20 protein-coding genes and 3 tRNA genes are annotated in these 22,010 nt (G+C 68.3%); 17 read left to right on the top strand and 6 right to left on the bottom strand.

The annotated features are described in order from the left end of the window. The first annotated feature begins 41 nt into the window (after positions 1 to 41). Positions 42 to 731 (top strand): SIMPL domain-containing protein, encoded by a 690-nt coding sequence (locus tag QTI20_RS08900; protein WP_286550957.1) that lies wholly within the window; start codon positions 42 to 44, stop codon positions 729 to 731. Positions 732 to 747: 16 nt separating this feature from the next. On the opposite strand, the gene QTI20_RS08895 is transcribed toward QTI20_RS08900, so the two are convergent. Next, complete coding sequence (locus tag QTI20_RS08895) at positions 748 to 1,518, bottom strand: 3-hydroxybutyrate dehydrogenase (RefSeq protein ID WP_286548392.1); 771 nt, start codon at positions 1,516 to 1,518, stop codon at positions 748 to 750. Positions 1,519 to 1,587: 69 nt separating this feature from the next. Here QTI20_RS08895 and QTI20_RS08890 point away from each other — a divergent pair, with 69 nt between their 5' ends. From QTI20_RS08890 to rimO, 6 genes are all read left to right on the top strand, one after another. Then, positions 1,588 to 2,544, top strand: a complete 957-nt coding sequence (locus tag QTI20_RS08890; RefSeq protein WP_286548393.1) for an alpha/beta fold hydrolase — start codon at positions 1,588 to 1,590, stop codon at positions 2,542 to 2,544. A 95-nt stretch (positions 2,545 to 2,639) separates the two neighbouring features. Further along, positions 2,640 to 4,781: a RelA/SpoT family protein gene (locus QTI20_RS08885; protein ID WP_286550959.1), complete on the top strand. Its 2,142-nt coding sequence runs from the start codon at positions 2,640 to 2,642 to the stop codon at positions 4,779 to 4,781. Positions 4,782 to 4,830: 49 nt separating this feature from the next. After that, a tRNA-Val gene (locus QTI20_RS08880) sits at positions 4,831 to 4,907 on the top strand. A 208-nt stretch (positions 4,908 to 5,115) separates the two neighbouring features. Continuing rightward, on the top strand, positions 5,116 to 5,484 hold the full coding sequence (locus QTI20_RS08875; protein WP_286548394.1) for a hypothetical protein: 369 nt from the start codon (positions 5,116 to 5,118) through the stop codon (positions 5,482 to 5,484). Positions 5,485 to 5,585: 101 nt separating this feature from the next. Continuing rightward, positions 5,586 to 6,119 (top strand): polyhydroxyalkanoate synthesis repressor PhaR, encoded by a 534-nt coding sequence (gene phaR, locus QTI20_RS08870; protein ID WP_286548395.1) that lies wholly within the window; start codon positions 5,586 to 5,588, stop codon positions 6,117 to 6,119. A gap of 70 nt (positions 6,120 to 6,189) precedes the next feature. Then, the gene (gene rimO / locus QTI20_RS08865) at positions 6,190 to 7,596 is read left to right on the top strand and encodes a 30S ribosomal protein S12 methylthiotransferase RimO (protein WP_183023593.1); all 1,407 of its coding nucleotides are present in this window, start codon (positions 6,190 to 6,192) and stop codon (positions 7,594 to 7,596) included. A gap of 90 nt (positions 7,597 to 7,686) precedes the next feature. Here rimO and QTI20_RS08860 read toward each other — a convergent pair. Then, positions 7,687 to 7,771: transfer RNA gene (locus tag QTI20_RS08860), tRNA-Leu, on the bottom strand. A 236-nt stretch (positions 7,772 to 8,007) separates the two neighbouring features. Further along, positions 8,008 to 8,092, bottom strand: a tRNA-Leu gene (locus QTI20_RS08855). Positions 8,093 to 8,173: 81 nt separating this feature from the next. On the opposite strand from QTI20_RS08855, the gene rnr reads away from it, so the two are divergent. Continuing rightward, the gene (gene rnr / locus QTI20_RS08850; RefSeq protein ID WP_286548396.1) at positions 8,174 to 10,432 is read left to right on the top strand and encodes a ribonuclease R; all 2,259 of its coding nucleotides are present in this window, start codon (positions 8,174 to 8,176) and stop codon (positions 10,430 to 10,432) included. 15 nt (positions 10,433 to 10,447) lie between these two features. Next, positions 10,448 to 11,212, top strand: coding sequence for an SDR family oxidoreductase (locus QTI20_RS08845; protein WP_286548397.1), 765 nt, complete (start codon positions 10,448 to 10,450; stop codon positions 11,210 to 11,212). Between the two features lie 10 nt (positions 11,213 to 11,222). Here the strand turns inward: QTI20_RS08845 and QTI20_RS08840 are convergent, their stop codons facing one another. After that, positions 11,223 to 12,680 (bottom strand): NAD(P)H-hydrate dehydratase, encoded by a 1,458-nt coding sequence (locus tag QTI20_RS08840; protein ID WP_286548398.1) that lies wholly within the window; start codon positions 12,678 to 12,680, stop codon positions 11,223 to 11,225. Positions 12,681 to 12,734: 54 nt separating this feature from the next. Between QTI20_RS08840 and QTI20_RS08835 the strand changes: the two genes are divergently transcribed. Continuing rightward, the gene (locus QTI20_RS08835) at positions 12,735 to 13,154 is read left to right on the top strand and encodes a hypothetical protein (RefSeq protein WP_286574177.1); all 420 of its coding nucleotides are present in this window, start codon (positions 12,735 to 12,737) and stop codon (positions 13,152 to 13,154) included. On the opposite strand, the gene QTI20_RS08830 is transcribed toward QTI20_RS08835, so the two are convergent. Both QTI20_RS08830 and QTI20_RS08825 read right to left on the bottom strand, forming a co-directional pair. Beyond that, positions 13,144 to 14,397 carry a D-amino acid dehydrogenase gene (locus tag QTI20_RS08830; RefSeq protein WP_286548402.1) on the bottom strand — a complete coding sequence of 418 codons (1,254 nt, stop codon included), beginning with the start codon at positions 14,395 to 14,397 and terminating at the stop codon, positions 13,144 to 13,146. The genes QTI20_RS08835 and QTI20_RS08830 overlap by 11 nt on opposite strands. Positions 14,398 to 14,477: 80 nt before the next feature. Continuing rightward, positions 14,478 to 15,803 (bottom strand): amidase, encoded by a 1,326-nt coding sequence (locus QTI20_RS08825; RefSeq protein WP_286548404.1) that lies wholly within the window; start codon positions 15,801 to 15,803, stop codon positions 14,478 to 14,480. A 222-nt stretch (positions 15,804 to 16,025) separates the two neighbouring features. Between QTI20_RS08825 and rpsB the strand changes: the two genes are divergently transcribed. From rpsB to ispC, 7 genes are all read left to right on the top strand, one after another. Continuing rightward, positions 16,026 to 16,781, top strand: a complete 756-nt coding sequence (rpsB, locus tag QTI20_RS08820) for a 30S ribosomal protein S2 (RefSeq protein WP_286548405.1) — start codon at positions 16,026 to 16,028, stop codon at positions 16,779 to 16,781. Positions 16,782 to 16,861: 80 nt separating this feature from the next. Beyond that, complete coding sequence (gene tsf / locus QTI20_RS08815; RefSeq protein WP_183023601.1) at positions 16,862 to 17,785, top strand: translation elongation factor Ts; 924 nt, start codon at positions 16,862 to 16,864, stop codon at positions 17,783 to 17,785. A gap of 143 nt (positions 17,786 to 17,928) precedes the next feature. Next, positions 17,929 to 18,651, top strand: a complete 723-nt coding sequence (gene pyrH / locus QTI20_RS08810) for a UMP kinase (protein ID WP_286548407.1) — start codon at positions 17,929 to 17,931, stop codon at positions 18,649 to 18,651. Between the two features lie 11 nt (positions 18,652 to 18,662). Beyond that, a complete protein-coding gene (gene frr / locus QTI20_RS08805; protein WP_286548409.1) occupies positions 18,663 to 19,223 on the top strand; it encodes a ribosome recycling factor in 561 nt (186 codons plus the stop codon). After that, entirely contained in the window at positions 19,223 to 19,957 is a 735-nt protein-coding gene (gene uppS / locus QTI20_RS08800; protein WP_183023604.1) for a polyprenyl diphosphate synthase, read from the top strand. The genes frr and uppS overlap by 1 nt, the downstream gene beginning before the upstream one ends. After that, positions 19,957 to 20,808 carry a phosphatidate cytidylyltransferase gene (locus tag QTI20_RS08795; RefSeq protein WP_286548410.1) on the top strand — a complete coding sequence of 284 codons (852 nt, stop codon included), beginning with the start codon at positions 19,957 to 19,959 and terminating at the stop codon, positions 20,806 to 20,808. Before uppS ends, QTI20_RS08795 begins: the two co-directional genes overlap by 1 nt. Beyond that, on the top strand, positions 20,808 to 21,989 hold the full coding sequence (gene ispC / locus QTI20_RS08790; protein ID WP_286548411.1) for a 1-deoxy-D-xylulose-5-phosphate reductoisomerase: 1,182 nt from the start codon (positions 20,808 to 20,810) through the stop codon (positions 21,987 to 21,989). Before QTI20_RS08795 ends, ispC begins: the two co-directional genes overlap by 1 nt. Positions 21,990 to 22,010: the final 21 nt, after the last annotated feature.

Genomic DNA, 22,010 nt, shown 5'->3' with positions numbered 1-22,010 from the left:
GTCCTTGTCCTTCCAAAAACCAAGGGGAACTCTTGAACGCAATGAAATCGATCGCGGCGCTGGCCGTACTGGGTTGTGCCGCCGTGGCCGCCATGGCCGACACCCCGCCGCCCCAGAACGTGCTGCAGCTGTCCGCCAGCGGCACCGTGGAGGTGCAGCAGGACCTGCTGAGCATGACCCTGAGCACCTCGCGTGACGCAGCCGATGCCGCCACGGTGCAGAACCAGCTCAAGGCCGCGCTCGACGCCGCCCTGACCGAAGCCCGCAAGAACGCGCAGCCCGGCCAGCTCGACGTGCGCACCGGCAATTTCAGCCTGTCGCCGCGCTACACCCGCGAAGGCAAGATCAACGGCTGGCAGGGCTCGACCGAGCTGGTGCTCGAAGGCCGCGACTTCCCGCGCATCACGCAGACCGCCGGCCGGATCAGCACGCTGACCGTGGGCAACGTCGGCTTCGGCCTGAGCCGCGAGCAGCGCGCCAAGGTCGAGACCGAGGCCCAGTCCATCGCCATCGAGGCCTTCAAGCAGAAGGCCACCGAGCTGGCCCAGGGCTTCGGCTTCTCGGGCTACACGCTGCGCGAGGTCTCGGTCAACGCCAACGAGGGCGGCCCGATCCGTCCGCGCATGATGGCCATGCAGGCCAAGGCCATGTCGGCCGACGCGCCGGTGCCGATCGAGGCCGGCAAGACTTCGGTCGTGGTGAGCGTCTCGGGCGCGGTGCAGCTCAAGTAGTCGATCGAAGCGCGGGTTACTGCGCCGTCCAGCCGCCGTCCATCTGCCAGGCCACGCCGCGCACCTGGTCGGCCGCCGGCGAGCACAGGAACACCGCCAGGCCGCCCAGCTGTTCCACCGTGGTGAACTGCAGCGAGGGCTGCTTTTCGCCCAGCAGTTCGTTCTGCGCCTGCGACAGCGAAATGCCTTCGCGCGCGGCGCGGTCGTCGATCTGCTTCTGCACCAGCGGCGTCAGCACCCAACCCGGGCAGATGGCATTGCTGGTGACGCCGGTGGTCGCGAGCTCGAGGGCCGCGGCCTTGGTGAAGCCCACGATGCCGTGCTTGGCGGCCACATAGGCCGACTTCTGGGCCGAGGCCACCAGGCCGTGCGCCGAGGCGATGTTGAGGATGCGGCCCCAGTTGGCCTCGCGCATCGCCGGGATCGCCAGCCGCGTGGTGTGGAAGGCGCTGCTCAGGTTGATGGCCAGGATCGCGTCCCAGCGCTCGACCGGGAAGTCCTCGACCTTGGCCACATGCTGGATGCCGGCGTTGTTGACCAGGATGTCGACGCGGCCGAAGCGCTGGGCGGCGAAGGCCATCATGGCTTCGATCTGCGCCGGCTGGCTCATGTCGGCGTCGTGATAAGCCACTTCCACGCCGAGCGCGGCGATCTGCTGCTGCGGGGCTTCGGCGTCGCCGAAACCGTTCAGCACGATGTTCGCGCCTTGCTGCGCCAGCGCCTTGGCGATGGCCAGCCCGATGCCACTGGTGGACCCCGTCACAAGGGCGGTCTTGCCTTTGAGCATGATGATCAATCTCCGGATGAATTAGGATGCAACGAGCCGATTATCCGACCCCGAATTCGCCCCCCGCTCATGACTGAACCGACCTTGTCCTTTGTGCCGTGCGCCGATGCGCAAGGCGGTCACCGCATGGCGTACTGGCAGTGGGGCGACGACCGCAGCCCGCATGTGGTGCTGTGCGTGCATGGCCTGTCGCGCCAGGGCCGCGACTTCGACCTGCTCGCGCAGGCGATCCTCGCGCGCGCCGATGGCCGGGTGCGCGTGGTCTGCCCCGACGTGGTCGGGCGCGGCCGGAGCGACTGGCTGCGCGACCCCGACGGCTACCAGCTGCCGCTCTATGCGGCGGACATGGTCGCGCTGCTGATGCAGCTGCACGGCCAGGCGCCGATCGAACGCTTCGACCATGTGGGCACCAGCATGGGCGGCCTGATCGGCCTGATCCTGGCCGGCCACCGCGAATTGCCGCTGCCCGCGCCGGTGCACCGGCTGGTGCTGAACGACGTCGGCCCGACGATCGATGCCGGGGCGCTGCAGAGCATCGGCCTCTACCTGGGCAAGACGGGACGCTTCGCGTCGCTGCAGGAAGCCGCCGACGCGATGTGGGCGATCTCGCAGAGCTTCGGTCCGCACACGCCCGCGCAATGGCTGGCCTTGTCGCAGCACATGGTCGCGCCCGCGGCGCAGCGCACGGCCGACGCTTCGGCCAAGCTGTCGTCGGTGGATGCACCGGCCGACGGCCCGCTGGTGCTGCACTACGACCCGGCCATCGCCGTGCCTTTCCGCGCCATCACGCCCGAGGCCGCGGCGCAGGGCGAAGCCGTGATGTGGGCGCTCTACGACGCCATCACCGCGCCGACGCTGCTCACGCGCGGCGCCCAATCCGATCTGCTGTCGCCCCCGACCGCGCTCGCCATGACGCAACGCGGGCCACGTGCCCGGCTCGTGGAATTCGAGGGCGTGGGCCACGCACCCACCTTCGTGGCGCCGGCGCAGAGCGCGGCCGTCACTTCTTTCCTGTTCGATACGTGAAGCGCGATTCCTCCCCCGTGCCGGCCCGGGCCGGCGGCGAAGCCACCGTGGTCGACTACCCCCTGTCGGCGGCGACGGCCGAGCGCACGCCGGTCATGGAGAACATGCTGGGGCGCGCGCGCGCCTTCGCCGAGCCGCTGATCGCCGACGAGACCCTCGACACCGGCGAGAACACGCTCGCGCATGCCGATGCGGTGGCCAAGATCGTGGCCGCCATGGGCGGCTCCGAGGCCATGCAGGCGGCCAGCTACCTGGTCTATTCCTGCCAGCACCTGAACCGCCCGCAGGAAGTCATCGCCAAGGTCTTCGGCGACAACTTCGCGGCGCTGGCGGTCGAGACCACCAAGCTGGTCCATGTGCAGAAGCAGGCGCGCTCGGCCACGGCCGGCGCGCATGCGGCCGACGGCAACGGCGCCCAGACCGAGAACGTGCGCAAGATGCTGCTGGCGTTCTCGCGCGACCTGCGCGTGGTGATGCTGCGGCTGGCCTCGCGGCTGCAGACGCTGCGCTATGCCGCGGCGACCAAGGAGCCGGTGGCCGAGAACGTGGCGCGCGAGTCGCTGCAGGTCTTCGCGCCGCTGGCCAATCGGCTGGGCATCTGGCAGGTCAAGTGGGAGATCGAGGACCTGTCCTTCCGCTTTCTCGAACCCGAGACCTACAAGCTGATTGCCCGGCTGCTCGACGAGAAGCGGGTCGAGCGCGAAGGCTATGTCGAACAGCTGCGGCTGCAGCTCGAGCAGGAGCTCAAGGGCGAGGGCATCCAGGCCAAGGTGCAGGGCCGGCCCAAGAACATCTACAGCATCGTGAAGAAGATGCGCGGCAAGTCGCTGGACTTCGCGCAGGTCTTCGACATCCTCGCGCTGCGCGTGGTGGTGTCGGACGTCAAGGATTGCTACGCCGCGCTGGCCTGGGTGCACTCGCATTTCCAGCCGCTCGACGAGGAGTTCGACGACTACATCGCCCGGCCCAAGCCCAACGGCTACCAGTCACTGCACACCGTGGTGCGCAAGCCGGCCGACGGCAAGCCCGGCAAGCCGATCGAGATCCAGATCCGCACCGAGGAGATGCACGACCATGCCGAGCACGGCGTGGCGGCGCACTGGGCCTACAAGGAAGCGGGCCACAAGGGCTACGCGGGTGTCTGGGCCAGCGGCGAGTACGACGCCAAGATCGCGGTGCTGCGCCAGCTGCTGGCCTGGGAGCGCGACCTGTCGGGCGGCCAGCAGGGCCAGGGCCTGTTCGAAGACCGCATCTATGTGCTGACGCCCGATGCGGCGATCGTCGAGCTGCCGCAGGGCGCGACCGCGGTCGACTTCGCCTACACGGTGCACACCAGCCTGGGCCATCGCTGCCGCGGCGCGCGCATCGACGGCGTGATGGTGCAGCTCAACACGCCGCTGCAGAACGGCCAGACGGTGGAGATCATCGCGGCCAAGGAGGGCGGCCCCTCGCGCGACTGGCTCAACGCCGAACTGGGCTACCTGGCCAGCCACCGCGCGCGCGCCAAGGTGCGCGCCTGGTTCAATGCGCAGGTCACGCACGAGACCATCGCCAAGGGCCGAGAGGCGGTCGAGAAACTGCTGCAGCGCGAGGGCAAGACCTCCACGCGGCTGGAGGACCTGGCCTCGCAGCTGGGCTTCAAGTCGGCCGACCACCTGTTCGAGGTGGTGGGCAAGGACGAGTTCTCGCTGCGCAACATCGAGATGCTGCTGCGCCCGCCCGAGCCCGCACCGGGCGCGGACGACGGCGTGCAGCTCAAGAAGTCCCGCGCCAGCGACAAGGCCTCCAAGGGCGGCGTGCTGGTGGTGGGCGTGTCTTCGCTGATGACGCAGCTGGCCAAGTGCTGCCGGCCGGTGCCGCCCGATGCGATCGGCGGCTTCGTGACGCGCGGCCACGGCGTCAGCGTGCACCGCCGCGACTGCAGCAACTTCCGCACGATGGCGGGCCACAACCCCGAGCGCGTGATCGAGGTCGAGTGGGGGCGTCCGAAGGCGGAGGAGGCCGCGCTCTATGCGGTCGACGTCGCGGTCGAGGCGGCCGACCGCCAGGGCCTGCTGCGCGACATCTCCGATGTGTTCGCGCGCGAGAAGATGAACGTGATCGGGGTGCAGACCCAGTCGATCAAGGGCACGGCATGGATGACCTTCACCGTCGAGATCTCGGACGCCGCGCGCCTGACGCAGGTGCTCAAGGTGGTTTCTTCAGTGAATGGCGTGAGATCTTCACGTCGCCGCTGAAAACGCTCATTTTGGATGCTACAATAGATGCTTCTCGAAAACGACATCTAGGCGCGTAGCTCAGTTGGTTAGAGCACCACCTTGACATGGTGGGGGTCGTTGGTTCGAATCCAATCGCGCCTACCAATTAACCATTGGTAGAGAGCCTTCCAAATCAATAGATTTGGAAGGCTTTTTTTATTGCCGAACGCATTGGCGTCAATTCATTCCTTGGATTCGGCAATGGCGAGGATGGCCGCTCGGCTGTTCTTCAGGCGCGGCCTCCCGCTTTGGTTGGATGGCCCGCCCGCCGCAGTCTGTGGTACCTTGATTCACATTCTTTGAGGTTCTGGTCGTGACCAACTTGCCCGCGCTGGTGGCGGATCCGTCGAGCGACGCCTCGCGTGTCGCGGCGCTGTTGCGTCATGCGCCGCTGGAGTTCGCGCGCGTGGTCTACGGCCTCAGCGACCAGGCCAGCGGCCGGACGGACACCATGGCCGCGGCCGACGTCGCGCGCGCGCTGCGCCAGGGCGCGCCCGTGACCCGCGAGCGCGCCGAACAGCGAGCCCGGGCCTACCTGCCGGCGGCCGACCAGCCGCACTGCCCGCGGTGCTGGGTCTTCACGGCCATCAAGAGCCCCTTGCACTACCGGCAACCCAGCGACGAGCGGCCCGATTCCGCGCTGTGCAGGGTGTGCGGGGCCGAGTACGCGACCGAGCTTTGAGATCTGTCCGCTCGGTCAGGGTAAACCTTGGCGCGGTGCAGCAAAACCGCTCCCTAGAATCGTTTGCGCGCCTCCGGCGTGAACACCTGAAGGAGTCCTCAGTGCAGAGCAAGAAGTCCGGCGACAAACCGGTCCAGCGAGTGATCAAGAAGTACCCGAACCGAAGGCTCTACGACACCAACACCTCCACCTACATCACGCTGGCCGAGGTCAAGCAGCTGGTGATGCAGAGCGCTTCCTTCGTGGTGCGCGATGCCAAGACCGGCGAAGACCTGACGCGCAGCATCCTGCTGCAGATCATCCTCGAGGCCGAGGCGGGCGGGGCGCCGATGTTCACCGAGCCGGTGCTGGCCAGCATCATCCGTTTCTACGGCCAGGCCATGCAGGGCTACATGGGTCCCTATCTCGAGAAGAACATCCAGGCGCTGACCGACATGCAGGCCCAGCTGACCGAGAAGGCCGAGGAGCTGACGCCCGAGATGTGGGCCCGCTTCATGACCATCCAGTCGCCGATGCTGCAGGGCCTGATGGGCAACTACGTCGAGCAGTCCAAGAGCATCTTCGACCAGATGCAGGACCAGATGCAGAAGAACACCGAGCAGGTGCTGGGCGCCTTCGGCATCAAGCGGCCCTGAATCGACCTCATCGACACCTTGCCTGCGCTTCACGTCGGTGGGATCCTGGTTTAACTGGGACAATAGGCCCATGAGTGAAGTTGTCTCCCCCGAACGAACCGTCCCGCAAGCCGCCCCCAAGGTCGGCTTTGTGAGCCTTGGCTGCCCCAAGGCATTGACGGACTCCGAATTGATCCTGACCCGGCTCAGCGCCGAGGGCTACCAGACCTCGAAGACCTTCGAGGGCGCCGACCTGGTGATCGTCAACACCTGCGGCTTCATCGACGATGCCGTCAAGGAAAGCCTGGACACCATCGGCGAAGCCCTGGCCACCAATGGCCGCGTGATCGTGACCGGCTGCCTCGGCGCCAAGGCGGGCGAGGAGGGCGGCAACCTGGTGCGCCAGATGCATCCCAGCGTGCTGGCCGTCACCGGCCCCCATGCGACGCAGGAGGTCATGGACGCGGTCCACGCCAACCTGCCCAAGCCGCACGACCCCTTCATCGACCTGGTGCCCAACGCCTTCGGCGTGGCCGGCCTGAAGCTCACGCCGCGGCATTACGCGTACCTGAAGATCAGCGAAGGCTGCAACCACCGCTGCACCTTCTGCATCATCCCGTCGATGCGCGGCGACCTGGTGTCGCGGCCGGTGGGCGACGTGCTGAGCGAGGCCAAGGCCCTGTTCGAAGGCGGCGTGAAGGAACTGCTGGTGATCAGCCAGGACACCTCGGCCTACGGCGTGGATGTGAAGTACCGCACCGGCTTCTGGGACGGCAAGCCCGTGAAGACGCGCATGCTGGAACTGGTGCGCACGCTGGGCGAGATCGCCGAGCCCTACGGCGCCTGGGTCCGCCTGCACTACGTCTACCCGTACCCGAGCGTCGACGAAGTGATCCCGTTGATGGCGAGCGGCCAGGTGCTGCCCTACCTCGACGTGCCGCTGCAGCACAGCCACCCCGACGTGCTGCGCCGCATGAAGCGGCCGGCCAGCGGCGAACGCAACCTCGAGCGCATCGCGCGCTGGCGCGAGGTGTGTCCCGAGCTCGTGATCCGCAGCACCTTCATCGCCGGCTTCCCCGGCGAGACGGAAGAGGAGTTCGAGCACCTGCTGGACTTCATCCGCGAGGCCGAGATCGACCGCGCGGGTTGCTTCGCCTACAGCCCGGTCGAGGGTGCGACCGCCAACGACATCCCGGGCATGCTGCCCGAGGCCGAACGCGAGGCGCGCCGCGCCCGCTTCATGGAGGTGGCCGAGGCCGTGTCGACCGCCAAGCTGCGTCGGCGCATCGGCGCGACCATGCAGGTGCTGGTCGATTCCGCGCCGGGCCTGGGCCGCAAGGGTGGTGTGGGCCGTACCTACGCCGACGCGCCCGAGATCGACGGCACCGTGCGGCTGCTGCCGCCCGAGAAGATCAGCAAGACGCTGAAGGTCGGCGAGTTCACGCGCGCACGCATCGTGGGCGTCGAGGGCCATGACCTGATCGCGCTGCCGGTCTGATGGCCTTGTCGCTGATTCAAGCAGGCAAGAAAAAAGCCACCGGAGACCGGTGGCTTTTCTTGAATGACCTGGCGGGGGTCAGTGTGAATTTGGTGCCCAGAAGAGGACTCGAACCTCCACGATGTTACTCGCTAGTACCTGAAACTAGTGCGTCTACCAATTCCGCCATCTGGGCGTCATATCTGCCGAAGCTTCTATGCATCGCTTCTCAGCGAAGACTGCGATCATACTCAAAAAACGAGGCACTTTTCGCCAAGTTGGGCTTCGACGCGAAAATTTTTGTGCGTATTTCAGATGTGCAGGCTCAGCTTGCGCACGCGGCACGCTCGATCGCGTTTCGAGCGGCCATGAAAAAAGCCACCGGAGACCGGTGGCTTCAATCGGATGACCTGGTAAAGGTCTGTTTAAACTTGGTGCCCAGAAGAGGACTCGAACCTCCACGATGTTACTCGCTAGTACCTGAAACTAGTGCGTCTACCAATTCCGCCATCTGGGCCCACATGACTGCCGAAGCAGCGATGTTTTGAATTTCAGGAAAGAAGGAGATCATATCAAAAATAATGGCCATCCCAGCGGCTTGCTGGATGAATTCGAGGGTTCCGTGCAAGGTCATCGCGACGGGCACGGTTTCGTGCAACGCGACGACGGCGAAGCCGACATCTATCTGCCGCCCAACGAGATGCGCGCGGTGCTGCACAAGGACCGCGTCAAGGCGCGCATCGTGCGCCAGGACCGGCGCGGTCGCCCCGAGGGGCGCGTGGTCGAGATCGTCGAGCGTCCCGAGCAGCCGATCATCGGCCGCCTGCTGCACGAAGGCGGCATCTGGCTCGTCGCACCCGAAGACAAGCGCTACGGTCAGGACGTCCTGATCCCCAAGGGCGCGACCGGTCCCGCCAAGGTGGGGCAGGTGGTGGTGGTGCAGCTCACCGAGCCGCCCGCGCTGTTCGGCCAGCCCGTGGGCCGGGTCAAGGAAGTGCTGGGCGAGATCGACGACCCCGGCATGGAGATCGAGATCGCGGTGCGCAAGTACGGCGTGCCGCACGAGTTCTCGGAGGCCGGCCTGGCCGAGGCGAAAGCCATTCCCGACAAGGTGCGTCCGGCCGACAAGAAGGGCCGCGTCGACCTGACCGACGTGCCGCTCGTGACCATCGACGGCGAGGACGCGCGCGACTTCGACGACGCGGTGTACTGCGAGCCGGCCAAGGTCGGCCGCGGCAAGGGCTGGCGGCTGCTGGTGGCGATCGCCGACGTGAGCGCCTATGTGCACACCGGTTCGCCGATCGACATCGACGCCTACGACCGCGCGACCAGCGTCTACTTCCCGCGCCGGGTGATCCCGATGCTGCCGGAGAAGCTCAGCAACGGCCTGTGCTCGCTCAACCCCGAGGTCGAGCGGCTGTGCATGGTCTGCGACATGCTCGTGGCGGCCGATGGCGAGATGTACGCCTACCAGTTCTACCCGGCCGTGATGTACAGCCACGCGCGCTTCACGTACACCGAAGTGGCGGCCATCCTCGGCAACACGCGCGGCCCGGAAGCGGCCAAGCGCAAGGACCGCGTGAAGGACCTGTTGAACCTGGCCGACGTCTACAAGGCGCTGCTCAAGCAGCGTAGCCGCCGCGGCGCGGTGGACTTCGAGACCACCGAGACGCAGATCGTCTGCGACGATGCCGGCCGCATCGAGAAGATCGTGCCGCGCACCCGCAACGAGGCGCACCGCCTGATCGAAGAAGCGATGCTCGCGGCCAACGTCTGCAGCGCCGACTTCATCAACGAGAGCAAGCACCCGGGCCTGTACCGCGTGCACGAGGGCCCGACGCCGGAGAAGAAGGAGATCCTGCGTGGCTACCTCAAGGCCATGGGCGTGGGCCTGAGCATCACCGACGATCCCAAGCCGGGCGAGTTTCAGGCCATCGCCGAGGCCACCAAGGAGCGGCCCGACGCGCAGCAGATCCACACCATGCTGCTGCGCTCGATGCAGCAGGCGATCTACACGCCGATCAACAGCGGCCACTTCGGCCTGGCCTACGAGGCCTATACGCACTTCACCAGCCCGATCCGGCGCTATCCGGACCTGCTGGTGCACCGCGTGATCAAGGCGATCCTCAACCGGCAGAAGTACACGCTGCCGATGCTGCCGACGCCGGGCGAGGCGCATGCCAAGCTGGCCAAGCGGCTCGCCTCGCGCGTCAAGGCGCCGACCGAGAAGCCGCAGAAGGCGACGGTTGCGCCCACCAAGGAAGTGCAGGCCTGGCAGGCCGCGGGGCTGCATTGCAGCGCCAACGAGCGCCGCGCCGACGAGGCCAGCCGCGACGTCGAGGCCTGGCTCAAGTGCAAGTACATGCGCGAGCACCTGGGCGAGGAGTACGGCGGCGTGGTCAGCTCGGCCACCTCCTTCGGCATCTTCGTCACGCTCGACGCGATGTACGTCGAGGGCCTGGTGCACATCACCGAACTCGGTGGCGAGTACTTCAAGTTCGACGAGATGCGCCAGGAACTGCGCGGCGAGCGCACCGGCATCCGCTATGCCATCGGCACGCGCGTGCGGGTGCAGGTGAGCCGGGTCGACCTCGACGGCCGCAAGATCGATTTCCGCCTGGTGCGCGAGGGCGAGGAACTGCCCGCCCGCAACGCCAAGGACAAGGGTGCGCCGTCGTCCGGTGGCGCGCCGGCCAAGGCCTCGGCCAAGCGGGGTGCGCGCGGCAAGGCCGCCGAGGCGGTGGCGCCCGACGTGCCCGAGCGCGTCGAAGCCGGGCCGCAGTCGGCCATGCAGGCTTTCAAGTCGGCCGTGAAGAAGGCCGCCAACAAGATGAAGGGGCGCAAGCCGCGCCGATGAACAAGGAGACATGACATGACGCAAACCCAAGCAACACCCCGCACCGCCATCGTGACCGGTGCCGGCAGCGGCATCGGCCGCGCCGCCGCGCTGGCCCTGCTGGCCGACGGATGGAACGTGACGCTCGCGGGCCGCCGGCTCGAGCCGCTCGAGCAGGTGGCCGAGGAGTCGGGCGCCGCCGCGCGTGCCTTCGCCGTGCCGACCGACGTGGCCAAGGCCGAATCGGTCGCCTCGCTGTTCGCCGCCACGGTCGAGCGCTTCGGCCGCGTCGACCTGCTGTTCAACAACGCCGGCGTGGGCAATCCGCCCGGTCCCTTCGAGGACTGGACGCCGGAGCAATGGCAGGGCGTGGTCGACATCAATCTCACCGGCATGTTCTTCTGCATCCAGCAGGCCTTCCGCGTGATGAAGAACCAGTCGCCGCGCGGCGGCCGGATCATCAACAACGGCTCGATCTCGGCCACCGCGCCGCGGCCCAACTCGATCGCCTACACCGCGACCAAGCATGCGGTGCAGGGCCTGACCAAGACCGCCTCGCTCGACGGCCGCAAGTACGACATCGCGGTCGGCCAGGTCGACGTGGGCAACGCCATGACCGACCTGGCCTCGCGCATGGCCAAGGGCGTGCCGCAGGCCAACGGCGAGATGGCGATCGAGCCGCTGATCGACGTCAATATCGTCGGCCAGTCGGTGCTCTACATGGCGAACCTGCCGCTCGAAGCCAACGTGCTGTTCCACACCATCATGGCGACGAAGATGCCCTTCGTCGGGCGCGGCTAGGAAAGAAGGCTCAGGCGGGCGCGCGGCGGGCCAGCGCGCCCGCCGTGAGCGGCGCCGCATCGGCCGGCCAGGTGTCGGCGATGCGGCCGTGCCGCCAGACCGCTTCGTGCGCGGCGTCGAAGGCCGGCTGCCGGGCGGCCAGCGCGGCGCCGATCATGCCGGCCAGCACGTCGCCGGTGCCGGCCGTGGCCAGCCGGGCATCGCCCGTGAGGTTGATGACCACGGGCCCGTCGGCCGCATCGGCCGTCACGGTGCCGGAACCCTTGAGGACCGCCACCACCTGAAAGCGTGCGGCCAGCGCGCGCGCGGCCGCCAGCCGGTCGGCCTGGATGGCGCCGGCCGTGCAGCCCAGCAGCCGGGCCGCCTCGAGCGGATGCGGCGTGATCACGGTTGCTTGTGCGCGCGTGGCGCGCGCCGCCAGCTGTTGCTGCAGGTCGCCGTCGGCGGCGACGGCATTGAGCGCATCGGCGTCGAGCACCAGCGCCGCGGCGCTCGCCATCACGCGCGGCAGCCACGCGCGCACGGCCGTTCCGCCGCCGCAACCGCAGACCACCGCCATGCCGGACACGTCCAGCGCATGGGCGTCGCGCAGCATCAGCTCGGGCTGTGTGCCGTCGACCGCCGCGGCGCCCGGGTCGAGCAGGCCCACGAACACCCGGCCCGCGCCCGCATGCAGCGCCGCCGAGCCGGCCAGCAGGGCGGCACCCGCCATGCCCGGCGCGCCGCCGATCACCGCGACGTCGCCATAGCTTCCCTTGTGCGATGCATGCGCCCGCGCGCCGGTTGCGGGCGCGCCGGCCAGGCGCGAGATTGGCCGCTCGGTGTGGTCGCTGCAGCCCAGGTCGTCGAACCAGACCGTGCCCGCGGCATCGCGTCCCTGTGCGGTGAAGAGGCCGGGTTTGAGGGTGAGGAAACTCAGGCAGGCGCGGACCGATGACGCCGGCGTGCCGGTCCAGGACAGGACGCCCGTGTCCGCGTCCAGCCCGGACGGCACGTCGATGGCGAGCACCGGCTGGCCGCCCGCATGCATCTGCCGCAGCCAGTCGGCCATCGCGCCTTCGGGCGCCCGCGAGGCGCCGATGCCGAGCAGCGCATCGATGGCCAGTTCGCAGGCCACGGGCGGTTGCGGTGCCAAGAGCACGCCCGCATCGCGCGCGCGCTGCAGCGATGCACGCGCATCGGGCGGCAGTCGGCCTTCGTCGCCCGCGAAGGTGACGACCGGCGAGAAGCCCCGGCGCCGCAGTTGCGCCGCGGCCTCGAAGCCGTCGCCGCCGTTGTTGCCCGGTCCGCAGGCCACCCAGACCGTGCGCGCATGGGGCGCGAGGGCCATCGCGAGCCGTGCCACCGCGAGGCCCGCGCGCTGCATCAGCGTGTGGGCGGGCAGGGCGCTTGCCGCCGCCTGTTCGATGCGGCGCGTGGCGGCGATGTCGAACAGCCCGGCGGCGGTGGCGGAGGTGATGCGTTGCATCGATCCATTGTGCCGCCCGGGGCCGCCGGTGCGCCGCCTGCCTATCATCGGCGGATGATGCTCAAGAGCCTTGGCTGGGTGGTGCTGCTGTTGTTCGCGGGGCTGGCCGTGCTCGTGCTCGCGACCCTGGCGTGGATGACGGCCCTGGGCTGGGCCGCCGGCCTGCTGGCCATGGTGTGGGGCAGCTTCCTGCTCGCGGAATGGCGCCGGTGGCTGCGCCTGCGCGACCTCGCCTGGGCGGCAGGCGCGGGCTACGGCATCGGCGTGATCCGCTGGCTCGAGGTGCCGCTGGACGAGACCTCGCTCGTGCTGCGCTGGCTGGTGATGGCCGGCTACGCGCTGTGTCTTTTGTGCTTCGTGTGGATCGTGCCCGCGCTGCTCGGAGGGGTCGTGCAGCGCCTGCGGCCGCCGGAACTGCCGGTCGAAAAGCCGGCCACGCCCGAGCAGCTGCGCCGCTGGAATCCTAGAGACTGAGCCGTTCGACGCCCAGGCCTTCGAGGTCGATGCCCGCATCGCGCCCGCCGATCCGGTCGGCCAGCACGCGCGCGCTGCCGCACGACAGGGCCCAGCCGCTCGCGCCGTGGCCCAGGTTGAGCCAGACGCCCGGTACGCCGCTGGGCCCGATCACCGGCGGCCCGTCGGGCAGCATCGGGCGCGCGCCTTTCCATTGCTGGATGCCGGCCTGCAGCGTGGCGGCGCCGGGGAACCAGTCGTGCAGCACCTTGTAGAGCGTCTGCAGCGCGGCCGGGTTCATGGTGTCGAGCGAGCCGCCGAGCTCGGCGCTGCCGGCCACGCGCACGCGCAGGCCCATGCGCGTGATCGACACCTTGTAGCGCTCGTCCACCACGGCACTGCGTGGCGCATTGAGCGGCTCGCGCATGTTGGCGCTGACCGAATGGCCGTAGACCGGCGCGAGCGGAATGCGCAGGCCCAGCGGTCGCAGCAGCGCGGCCGAGGCCACGCCCGCGCACACCACCACCGCATCGAAGGGAATGGCGTCGGAGCCGGCCGACAGCGCCAGCGAGCGCGGCGCGGCCCGCGAGAGCGGCGCGATGTCGCAATTGAAATGGAAGCGCGCGCCCAGCGATTCGGCTTCGCGCTTGAGCAGCAGCGCGAACTGGCGGCAGTTCGCGACCTCGTCGTCGGGCAGGTGGATGGCGCCGGCCAGGTCGGTGTCGGTGCTCAGCGCCGGCTCGATGCGCCGGGCCTCGTCGGCGTCGACCTCGCGGAACGCGCTGCCGGCCGCGCGCAGCCATTCGAGCCCCGGCTGGACCTGCTTCTGGTCGCGGCGCGAGCGCAGCAGCACCAGGCAGCCTTGGTTGCGTTCATAGCCGAGTTCGCGCGCCTCGGTGATCTGGTGCAGGCGCGTCCTGCTGTAGAAGGCCAGCCGCTGCAGGCGCGCCCGGTTGGCCAGCTCGGTCTCGAGACGGCTGGCGCGCTGCCATTGCGCCAGCCAGCGCAGGTCGCGGCCCTTCAGCGGCCAGCGCAGCTTGAGCTCGCCCGGGTTCGACAGCAGCGCGCGCAGCACCTTGAAGCGCAGGCCCGGCGCGGCCCAGGGCGTGATGTGGCCGGGGGCGACCAGGCCCGCATTGGCGAAGCTCGATTCCTCGGCCGCGGCGCCGCGGCGCTCGAAAACGGACACCTCGTGCCCGTCGCTGGCCAGTTCCCAGGCGGTGGTGACGCCGATGATGCCGGCGCCCACGATCGCGATTTTCATGAATTCTTTGTTGGGGGATGGAGTCGGCCATGTCCCCGCGGCCCCGCGGGAGGCGGCGCGCGCAGGAAAGAGCGAGGGCCCTATTGTTGCAGCGCGCGCTCCGCGTGGGCGGCGATCGCGAGCACCGCGTCGTCGTGCAGCGCGGCGTGCCACAGCATCAGGCCGACCGGCGCCTCGCCCGCGGCCTGGCAGGGAATGGAGATCGCGCAGCCATCCAGCATGTTGACCACCGAGGGGTTGCGCAGCAGCAGGCCGTTGACGCGGAAGAACTCGGCATCGCGCGCCTCGCCCGGGGCGACGCTGGCCAGCGGCGGCGCGAGGATCGGCACGGTGGGCGACAGCAGCGCGTCGAAGCCGGCCAGCGCGGCCTCCATGCGGGCGATCCAGTCGCGGCGCGCGTGCAGCAGGTCGATGTACTCGTGCGCCTTCATCCCGGCGCCCTTGAGGATGCGTTGCGCCACGCGCGGGTCGTAGCCGGCGCCGCTGCGCTCGAGCAGCAGGCGGTGCCAGGCATAGGACTCGGCGGCGGAGAAGCCGCCGGTGGCGTTGATGGACGGCAGCTCGGCCAGTGCCGGCAGGGCGATCTCGTCGATGTGCGCGCCGGCCGCGCGCAAGGCGATCAGGGCGCGTTCGAAGGCGCGCGCGACGGCCGGCTCCATGCCTTCGAGGAAGAGGTCCTTGACCACCGCGAGCCGGTAGCCGGCCAGCGCGCGGGTGTCGGGCGTGACGCGGCGCGCGGCCAGCACCTCGTGCGCGAGCACCGCGTCGCGCACCGAGCGCGTCATGGCGCAGACGGTATCGAGCGTGGTCGACAACGGCAGCGCGCCGGTGGCGGGCACGAGGCGGGCGGTGCTCTTGAAGCCGACGATGCCGTTGAGCGCGGCCGGGATGCGGATCGAGCCGCCGGTGTCCGAACCCAGGCCGATGAAGGCGGCGCCCGTGGCCACCGACACCGCGGCACCCGACGAGGAGCCGCCCGGGACGCGCGGCGTCACGGCATCGCTGGCGTTGGCCGGCGTGCCGTGGTGCGGGTTGACGCCCACGCCGGAGAAGGCGAACTCGCTCATGTTGGTGCGGCCGATCAGCGCGCCGCCCGCGGCCCGCAGGCGAGCGACCGCGACCGCGTCGGCCCGGGCGGCAGGGGCATGGCCCAGCACCACCGAGCCGGCGGGGGTGGCCTGCCCGGCGACGTCGAACAGGTCCTTGACCGAAAAGGACAGGCCGGCCAGCGGCTGCGAGGGCAGGGCCGCGGCGGCCTCCTGACGCGCCGCGTCGAACAGCGTGCGCGTGAAGGTGTGCGTGTTCGAGGGCTGCTGCGCGATGGCGATCGCGTGCTCCATTTCGGTGCGTGCGTCGGTGGTGCCGGCCTGAAAGGCGAGTCGGGTGTCGTGCAGGTCGGGGCGCATGGTGGGTTCGGAAAGGAGAGGCTCAGGGGGGAGAGGAGGGTGGCTGCGTGCTATACTCTTTGGGTTTCGCTCTCGGGGATTTCCCTGTATTTCCAAGGTTTCCGAGAGAGCGGGACACATTCGCAAACCAGCCCATCAAGGTGTTGCGTGCCCTCGTGAAAAGTTGTTCGCAGAGGCCGCAAAACGGGCTGGATTTTAGACCCAACCTTTGGAGTTATTCCTATGTCGACGACCATGCGCGAAATGCTGGAAGCCGGTGTCCATTTCGGTCACCAAACCCGTTTCTGGAACCCCAAGATGGCACCGTTCATCTTCGGCCATCGCAACAAGATCCACATCATCAACCTGGAAAAGTCGCTCCCGATGTTCCAGGACGCGATGAAGTACGCCAAGCAGCTCACGGCCAACCGCGGCACGATCCTGATGGTCGGCACCAAGCGCCAGGCCCGTGAAATCGTCGCGGCCGAAGCGCAACGCGCCGGCGTGCCCTATGTCGACACCCGCTGGCTCGGCGGCATGCTGACCAACTTCAAGACCGTCAAGACCTCGATCAAGCGTCTGAAGGACATGAAGGCCCAGCAGGAAGCCGGCCTCGACAGCCTGAGCAAGAAGGAACAGCTGACGTTCTCGCGTGAGATCGCCAAGCTCGAGAAGGACATCGGCGGCATCCAGGACATGACCGCGCTGCCCGACGCCATCTTCGTGATCGACGTGGGCTTCCACAAGATCGCCGTCGCCGAAGCCAAGAAGCTGGGCATCCCGCTGATCGGCGTGGTCGACTCGAACCACTCGCCTGAAGGCATCGACTACGTGATCCCGGGCAACGACGACTCGTCGAAGGCCGTGACGCTGTACGCACGCGGCATCGCCGACGCGATCCTCGAAGGCCGCAACAACGCCGCCAACGACGTCGTCAAGGCCGTGGCCGAAGGCGGCAGCGACGAGTTCGTGGAAGTCGAAGAAGGCGCGTCCGCCTGATCGCGGTCTTCGCGAGCCTTGAAGAAGGGGCTTTGTGGCCCCTTTTTTTGATCTGATTTTTTGAATACGGAGAACGAATAATGGCTGCTATCACCGCAAGCATGGTCGGCGAACTGCGCGCGAAGACCGACGCGCCCATGATGGAATGCAAGAAGGCTTTGACCGAAGCCGAAGGCAACATGGAAAAGGCTGAAGAGCTGCTGCGCATCAAGCTCGGCAACAAGGCCGGCAAGGCATCGGGCCGCATCACCGCCGAAGGCGTGGTCACGGCCTTCGTCGACGGCGAAGCCGGCGGCATGATCGAGATCAACTGCGAAACCGACTTCGTCACCAAGAACGACAGCTTCCTGGCCCTGGCCAACGCGGCCGCCATGCTGGTCGCGAAGAACAACCCGGCCGACATCGCGGCACTGGGCGCGCTGGCCTACGAGCAGGACGGCTTCGGCCCCACGCTCGAAGACGTGCGCAAGGGCCTGATCGGCAAGATCGGCGAGAACATGAGCTTCCGCCGCTTCAAGCGTTTCGGTGGCAACGGCAAGCTGGCGTCGTACCTGCATGGCACCCGCATCGGCGTGATGGTCGAGTTCGACGGCGACGACGCTGCCGCCAAGGACGTCGCGATGCACATCGCCGCGATGAAGCCGGTCGCCATCCAGGCGTCGGACGTGCCTGCCGACCTGATCGAAAAAGAGCGCGCAGTCGCCGCCGGCAAGGCCGAGGAAGACCGCAAGACGGCCGAAGCCGAAGGCAAGAAGCCCCAGCCGGCCGACATCGTCGCCAAGCGCATCGAAGGCGGCGTGCAGAAGTACCTCAAGGAAGTCTCGCTGCACAACCAGCCTTTCGTGAAGAACGACAAGCAGACCGTCGAAGCCATGCTCAAGGCCGTCAACACCTCCATCAAGGGCTTCACGCTCTATGTGGTCGGTGAAGGCATCGAGAAGAAGGTCGACGACTTCGCGGCCGAAGTCGCCGCGCAAGTGGCTGCGGCCAAGGCTGCCGCCTAAGCTGGCGCCCCACGGCACGCGCGCATTTCGTGGCGCGCGTGTCGACCCCCTCACGGGGGCCGCACCAGCGGGCCGGCGAACCGGTTCCGCGGTGCCTCACGATCTGATTAAACTCGCCCCCGCCAACCCAAAGGAAAACGCCCATGACCAACGCCCGCCCAGCCCACAAGCGCATCTTGCTGAAGCTGTCGGGTGAGGCGCTGATGGGCGACGACGCCTTCGGCATCAACCGCGCGACCATCGTGCGCATGGTCGGCGAGATCGCCGAAGTCGTGAACATGGGCGTCGAAGTGGCGGTGGTGATCGGCGGCGGCAACATCTTCCGCGGCGTCGCCGGCGGCTCGGTCGGAATGGACCGCGCCACGGCCGACTACATGGGCATGCTGGCGACCGTCATGAACGCGTTGGCGCTGGCCGACGCGATGGACAAGCAGGGCCTGATCGCCCGCGTGATGTCGGCCATCGCCATCGAGCAGGTGGTCGAGCCCTATGTCCGCCCCAAGGCCTTGCAGTACCTCGAAGAGGGCAAGGTCGTGATCTTCGCGGCCGGTACCGGCAATCCCTTCTTCACCACCGACACGGCCGCCGCGCTGCGCGGTGCGGAGATCGGCGCCGAGCTGGTGCTCAAGGCGACCAAGGTCGACGGCGTCTACACCGCCGACCCGAAGCTGGTGCCCGACGCGACGCGTTATGCCTCGTTGACCTTCGACGAGGCCATCGGAAAGAATCTCGGCATCATGGACGCCACGGCCTTTGCGCTGTGCCGCGACCAGAAGCTGCCGATCAAGGTGTTCTCGATCTTCAAGAACGGCGCGCTCAAGCGCGTCGTCATGGGTGAGGACGAAGGCACCTTGGTGCACGCCTGAGGAGCAAAGAAATGACCATTGCAGACATTCGCAGCGCGACCGACGCGAAGATGAACCAGTCGATCGCTGCGTTCCAGAACAACCTCACCAAGATCCGCACCGGCCGCGCCAACTCGGCGCTGCTCGATTCGATCCACGTCGACTACTACGGCTCGCAAGTGCCGCTGAGCCAGGTGGCGAACGTGTCGGTGCTCGATTCCCGCACCATCAGCGTCCAGCCCTGGGAAAAGGGCATGGGCGCCAAGATCGAGAAGGCCATCCGCGAAAGCGACCTGGGCCTGAACCCCGCCTCGATGGGCGACCTGATCCGCGTGCCGCTGCCCGCCATGAGCGAAGAGCGCCGCAAGGAAATGACCAAGCTGGTCCGCAATGAAGGCGAGAGCGCCAAGATCGCCACGCGCAACCTGCGCCGCGACGCGAACGAAGCGGTCAAGAAGCTGGTCAAGGACAAGCTGGCTTCCGAAGACGACCAGAAGCGCGCGGAAGCCGAGATCCAGAAGGTCACCGACCGGCACATCGCCGAAATCGATCGGCTGATCGCGGCGAAGGAAGCCGAGATCATGGCGGTCTGATGAGCAGCAAGCCCACCGGGGTGCCGCACCACATTGCCATCGTGATGGATGGCAATGGCCGTTGGGCGACGCGACGCTTCCTGCCGCGCGTGGCGGGACACAAGCAGGGCGTCGAGTCATTGCGGCGTTGCGTCAAGGCCTGCGTCGACCGCGGCGTGGGCGTGCTGACCGTCTTCGCCTTCTCCTCCGAGAACTGGAACCGTCCGGTCGAAGAGGTGACCGGCCTGATGGAGCTGATGGTCGGTGCGCTGGGCCGCGAGGTGCCGAAGCTGCGCGCCGACGGCGTGCAGCTGCATTTCGTGGGCGAGCGCGGCGGCCTGTCCGAGAAGATGGTGGCGAGCCTGGTGCAGGCCGAGGCCTCGACGGCGCTCAACACCCGGATGGTGCTCAACATCTGCTTCAACTACGGCGGCCGCTGGGACATCGCGCGCGCCGCGGCCCAATTGGCGCTGCGCGGCGAACCCCTGACCGAGGCGAGCCTGGACCGCGCGATGGCGCTGGCCCACGTGCCCGACCCCGATCTCTTCATCCGCACCGGCGGCGAGCAGCGGCTGTCGAATTTCCTGCTGTGGCAGAGCGCCTATGCCGAGCTGTTCTTCAGCGACAAGCTGTGGCCCGAATTCGACGAGGCCGCGCTCGACGAAGCCATCGGCGTTTTCCAGACCCGCGAGCGCCGCTTCGGCAAGACCTCGGCCCAACTGAACGCAGGGCTGCACGAGCGGCAAACCGCCTGATGCTCAAGCAACGCATTCTCACGGCGCTGGTCCTGCTGGCCATCCTGCTGCCGGCGATGTTCTACCCGTCGCACGTGCCCTTCGCCTGCGTGATGCTGGTGATGATCGGCGCCGCGGCCTGGGAGTGGGGCCGTCTCAACGGCTACGGCCCGCGCACCTCGGTCTTCCTGGGCCTCGAGATGGTCGTGCTGTGCGCGCTGTCGTGGTGGCTGGGCCTGCTCGAGCAGCGCCTGCTGGGCGTCTGGCTGGTCGCGAGCGCGGCCTGGGTGCTGGGCGGCGCGGCGCTGCTCTACGGCGCGGTGCCGGGCTGGCCGCGCATTCCGCGTGCCGTGCGACTGCTCGGCGGCCTGCTGGCCCTGTGGGTGGCCTGGCTCGCGGCGGTGCAGGCGCGCCTCTGGGGCATCAATTTCCTGCTGTCGCTGCTGGTCCTGGTCTGGGTGGCGGACGTGTTCGCCTATTTCGCCGGCCGCGCTTTCGGGCTGCGCTTCACGCGCAACAAGCTGGCGCCCTCCATCAGTCCCGGCAAGAGCTGGGAAGGGGTGTGGGGCGGCATGATCGGCGTCCTGGTGCTGGCCCTGGCCTGGGTCTGGGCCGACGCATCGCTGCAGGCGGAGGTGCCGAGCCTCTACAGCCGCCTGGCCCTGCGCGGTGCATGGATGCTGTTGCTGGGGGCCGTGTTCCTGGCCGCGATGAGCGTGGTCGGTGACCTGGTCGAGTCGCTGGTGAAGCGCAGCGCCGGCGCCAAGGACAGCAGCAACCTGCTGCCCGGCCATGGCGGCGTGCTCGATCGCATCGACGCGCTGCTGCCCACGCTGCCGATCGCCATGATGCTGGCGTCGTTGTGGTCCTGATGCAGCGCCAGCGCGTCACGGTGCTGGGCTCGACCGGGTCGGTCGGCGTGAGCACGCTCGATGTCATCGCGCGGCATCCTGAACAATTCGAGGTCTTCGCGCTGTCGGCGGCCACCAAGGTCGAGGACATGCTCGCGCAGTGCGCGCGCTTCCAGCCGCGCTTCGCGGTCATGGCCAGCCCCACGCACGCGCGCCAACTGGCCGAGCGCCTGCAGGCGAACGGGCTGAAGACCGAGGTGCTGACGGACGCCGACGCGCTCGAGCGCATCGCCTCGCACGCCGATGTCGACAGCGTGATGGCGGCCATCGTGGGCGCGGCGGGCCTGGGCCCGTGCCTCGCGGCGGCGCGGGCCGGCAAGCGGCTCATGCTCGCCAACAAGGAAGCGCTGGTCGTCGGCGGCGAGCTGTTCCTGCAGGCGGTGCGCGATGGCGGTGCCCGGTTGCTGCCCGTGGACAGCGAGCATTCGGCGATTTTCCAGTCGCTGCCCGAAGACCCGGCCACCTGGCCGCGGCGCATCGAGAAGATCATCCTCACGGCCTCGGGCGGCCCGTTCCGCACCCGCGAGGCCGGCACGCTGCAGGACGTCACGCCCGAGCAGGCTTGCGCCCATCCCAACTGGAGCATGGGGCGCAAGATCTCGGTCGACTCGGCCACCATGATGAACAAGGCGCTCGAGGTGATCGAGGCGCGCTACCTGTTCGACGTGACGCCCGAGCAGATCGAGGTGGTGATCCATCCGCAGAGCGTGATCCATTCGATGGTGCAGTTCACCGACGGCTCGGTGATCGCGCAGCTCGGCACGCCGGACATGCGGGTGCCGATCGCGGTCGGCCTGTCGTGGCCCGAGCGCATCGAGAGCGGTGCCGCGCGGCTGGACTTCCGCCAGATGGCGGCCATGACCTTCGAAGTGCCGGATGCGGCGCTGTTCCCGGGACTGGCGCTGGCCTGGCATGCGCTGCGCGCGGCGCCCGGCACCACCGCCGTGCTGAACGCGGCGAACGAGGTCGCGGTCGAGGCCTTTCTCGACCGCCGCCTGCGCTTCGACCGCATTCATGCGGTCAACACGGAAACTTTGGCGGCCTTGCGCCCCTCGAAGCCTGCGTCGCTGGACGACTTGCTCGCGCTCGATGCCGAGGCGCGTTCGGTGGCCCAGGCAGCGGTGCGTCGCTTCGCCGGCTGACGCTTCCTTCTTGCCATTCCC

Origin of the sequence: Variovorax sp. J2P1-31 (assembly GCF_030317215.1) — a bacterium.
Lineage (GTDB): Bacteria > Pseudomonadota > Gammaproteobacteria > Burkholderiales > Burkholderiaceae_C > Variovorax.
This window is presented reverse-complemented; position numbering and strand designations above follow the sequence as displayed.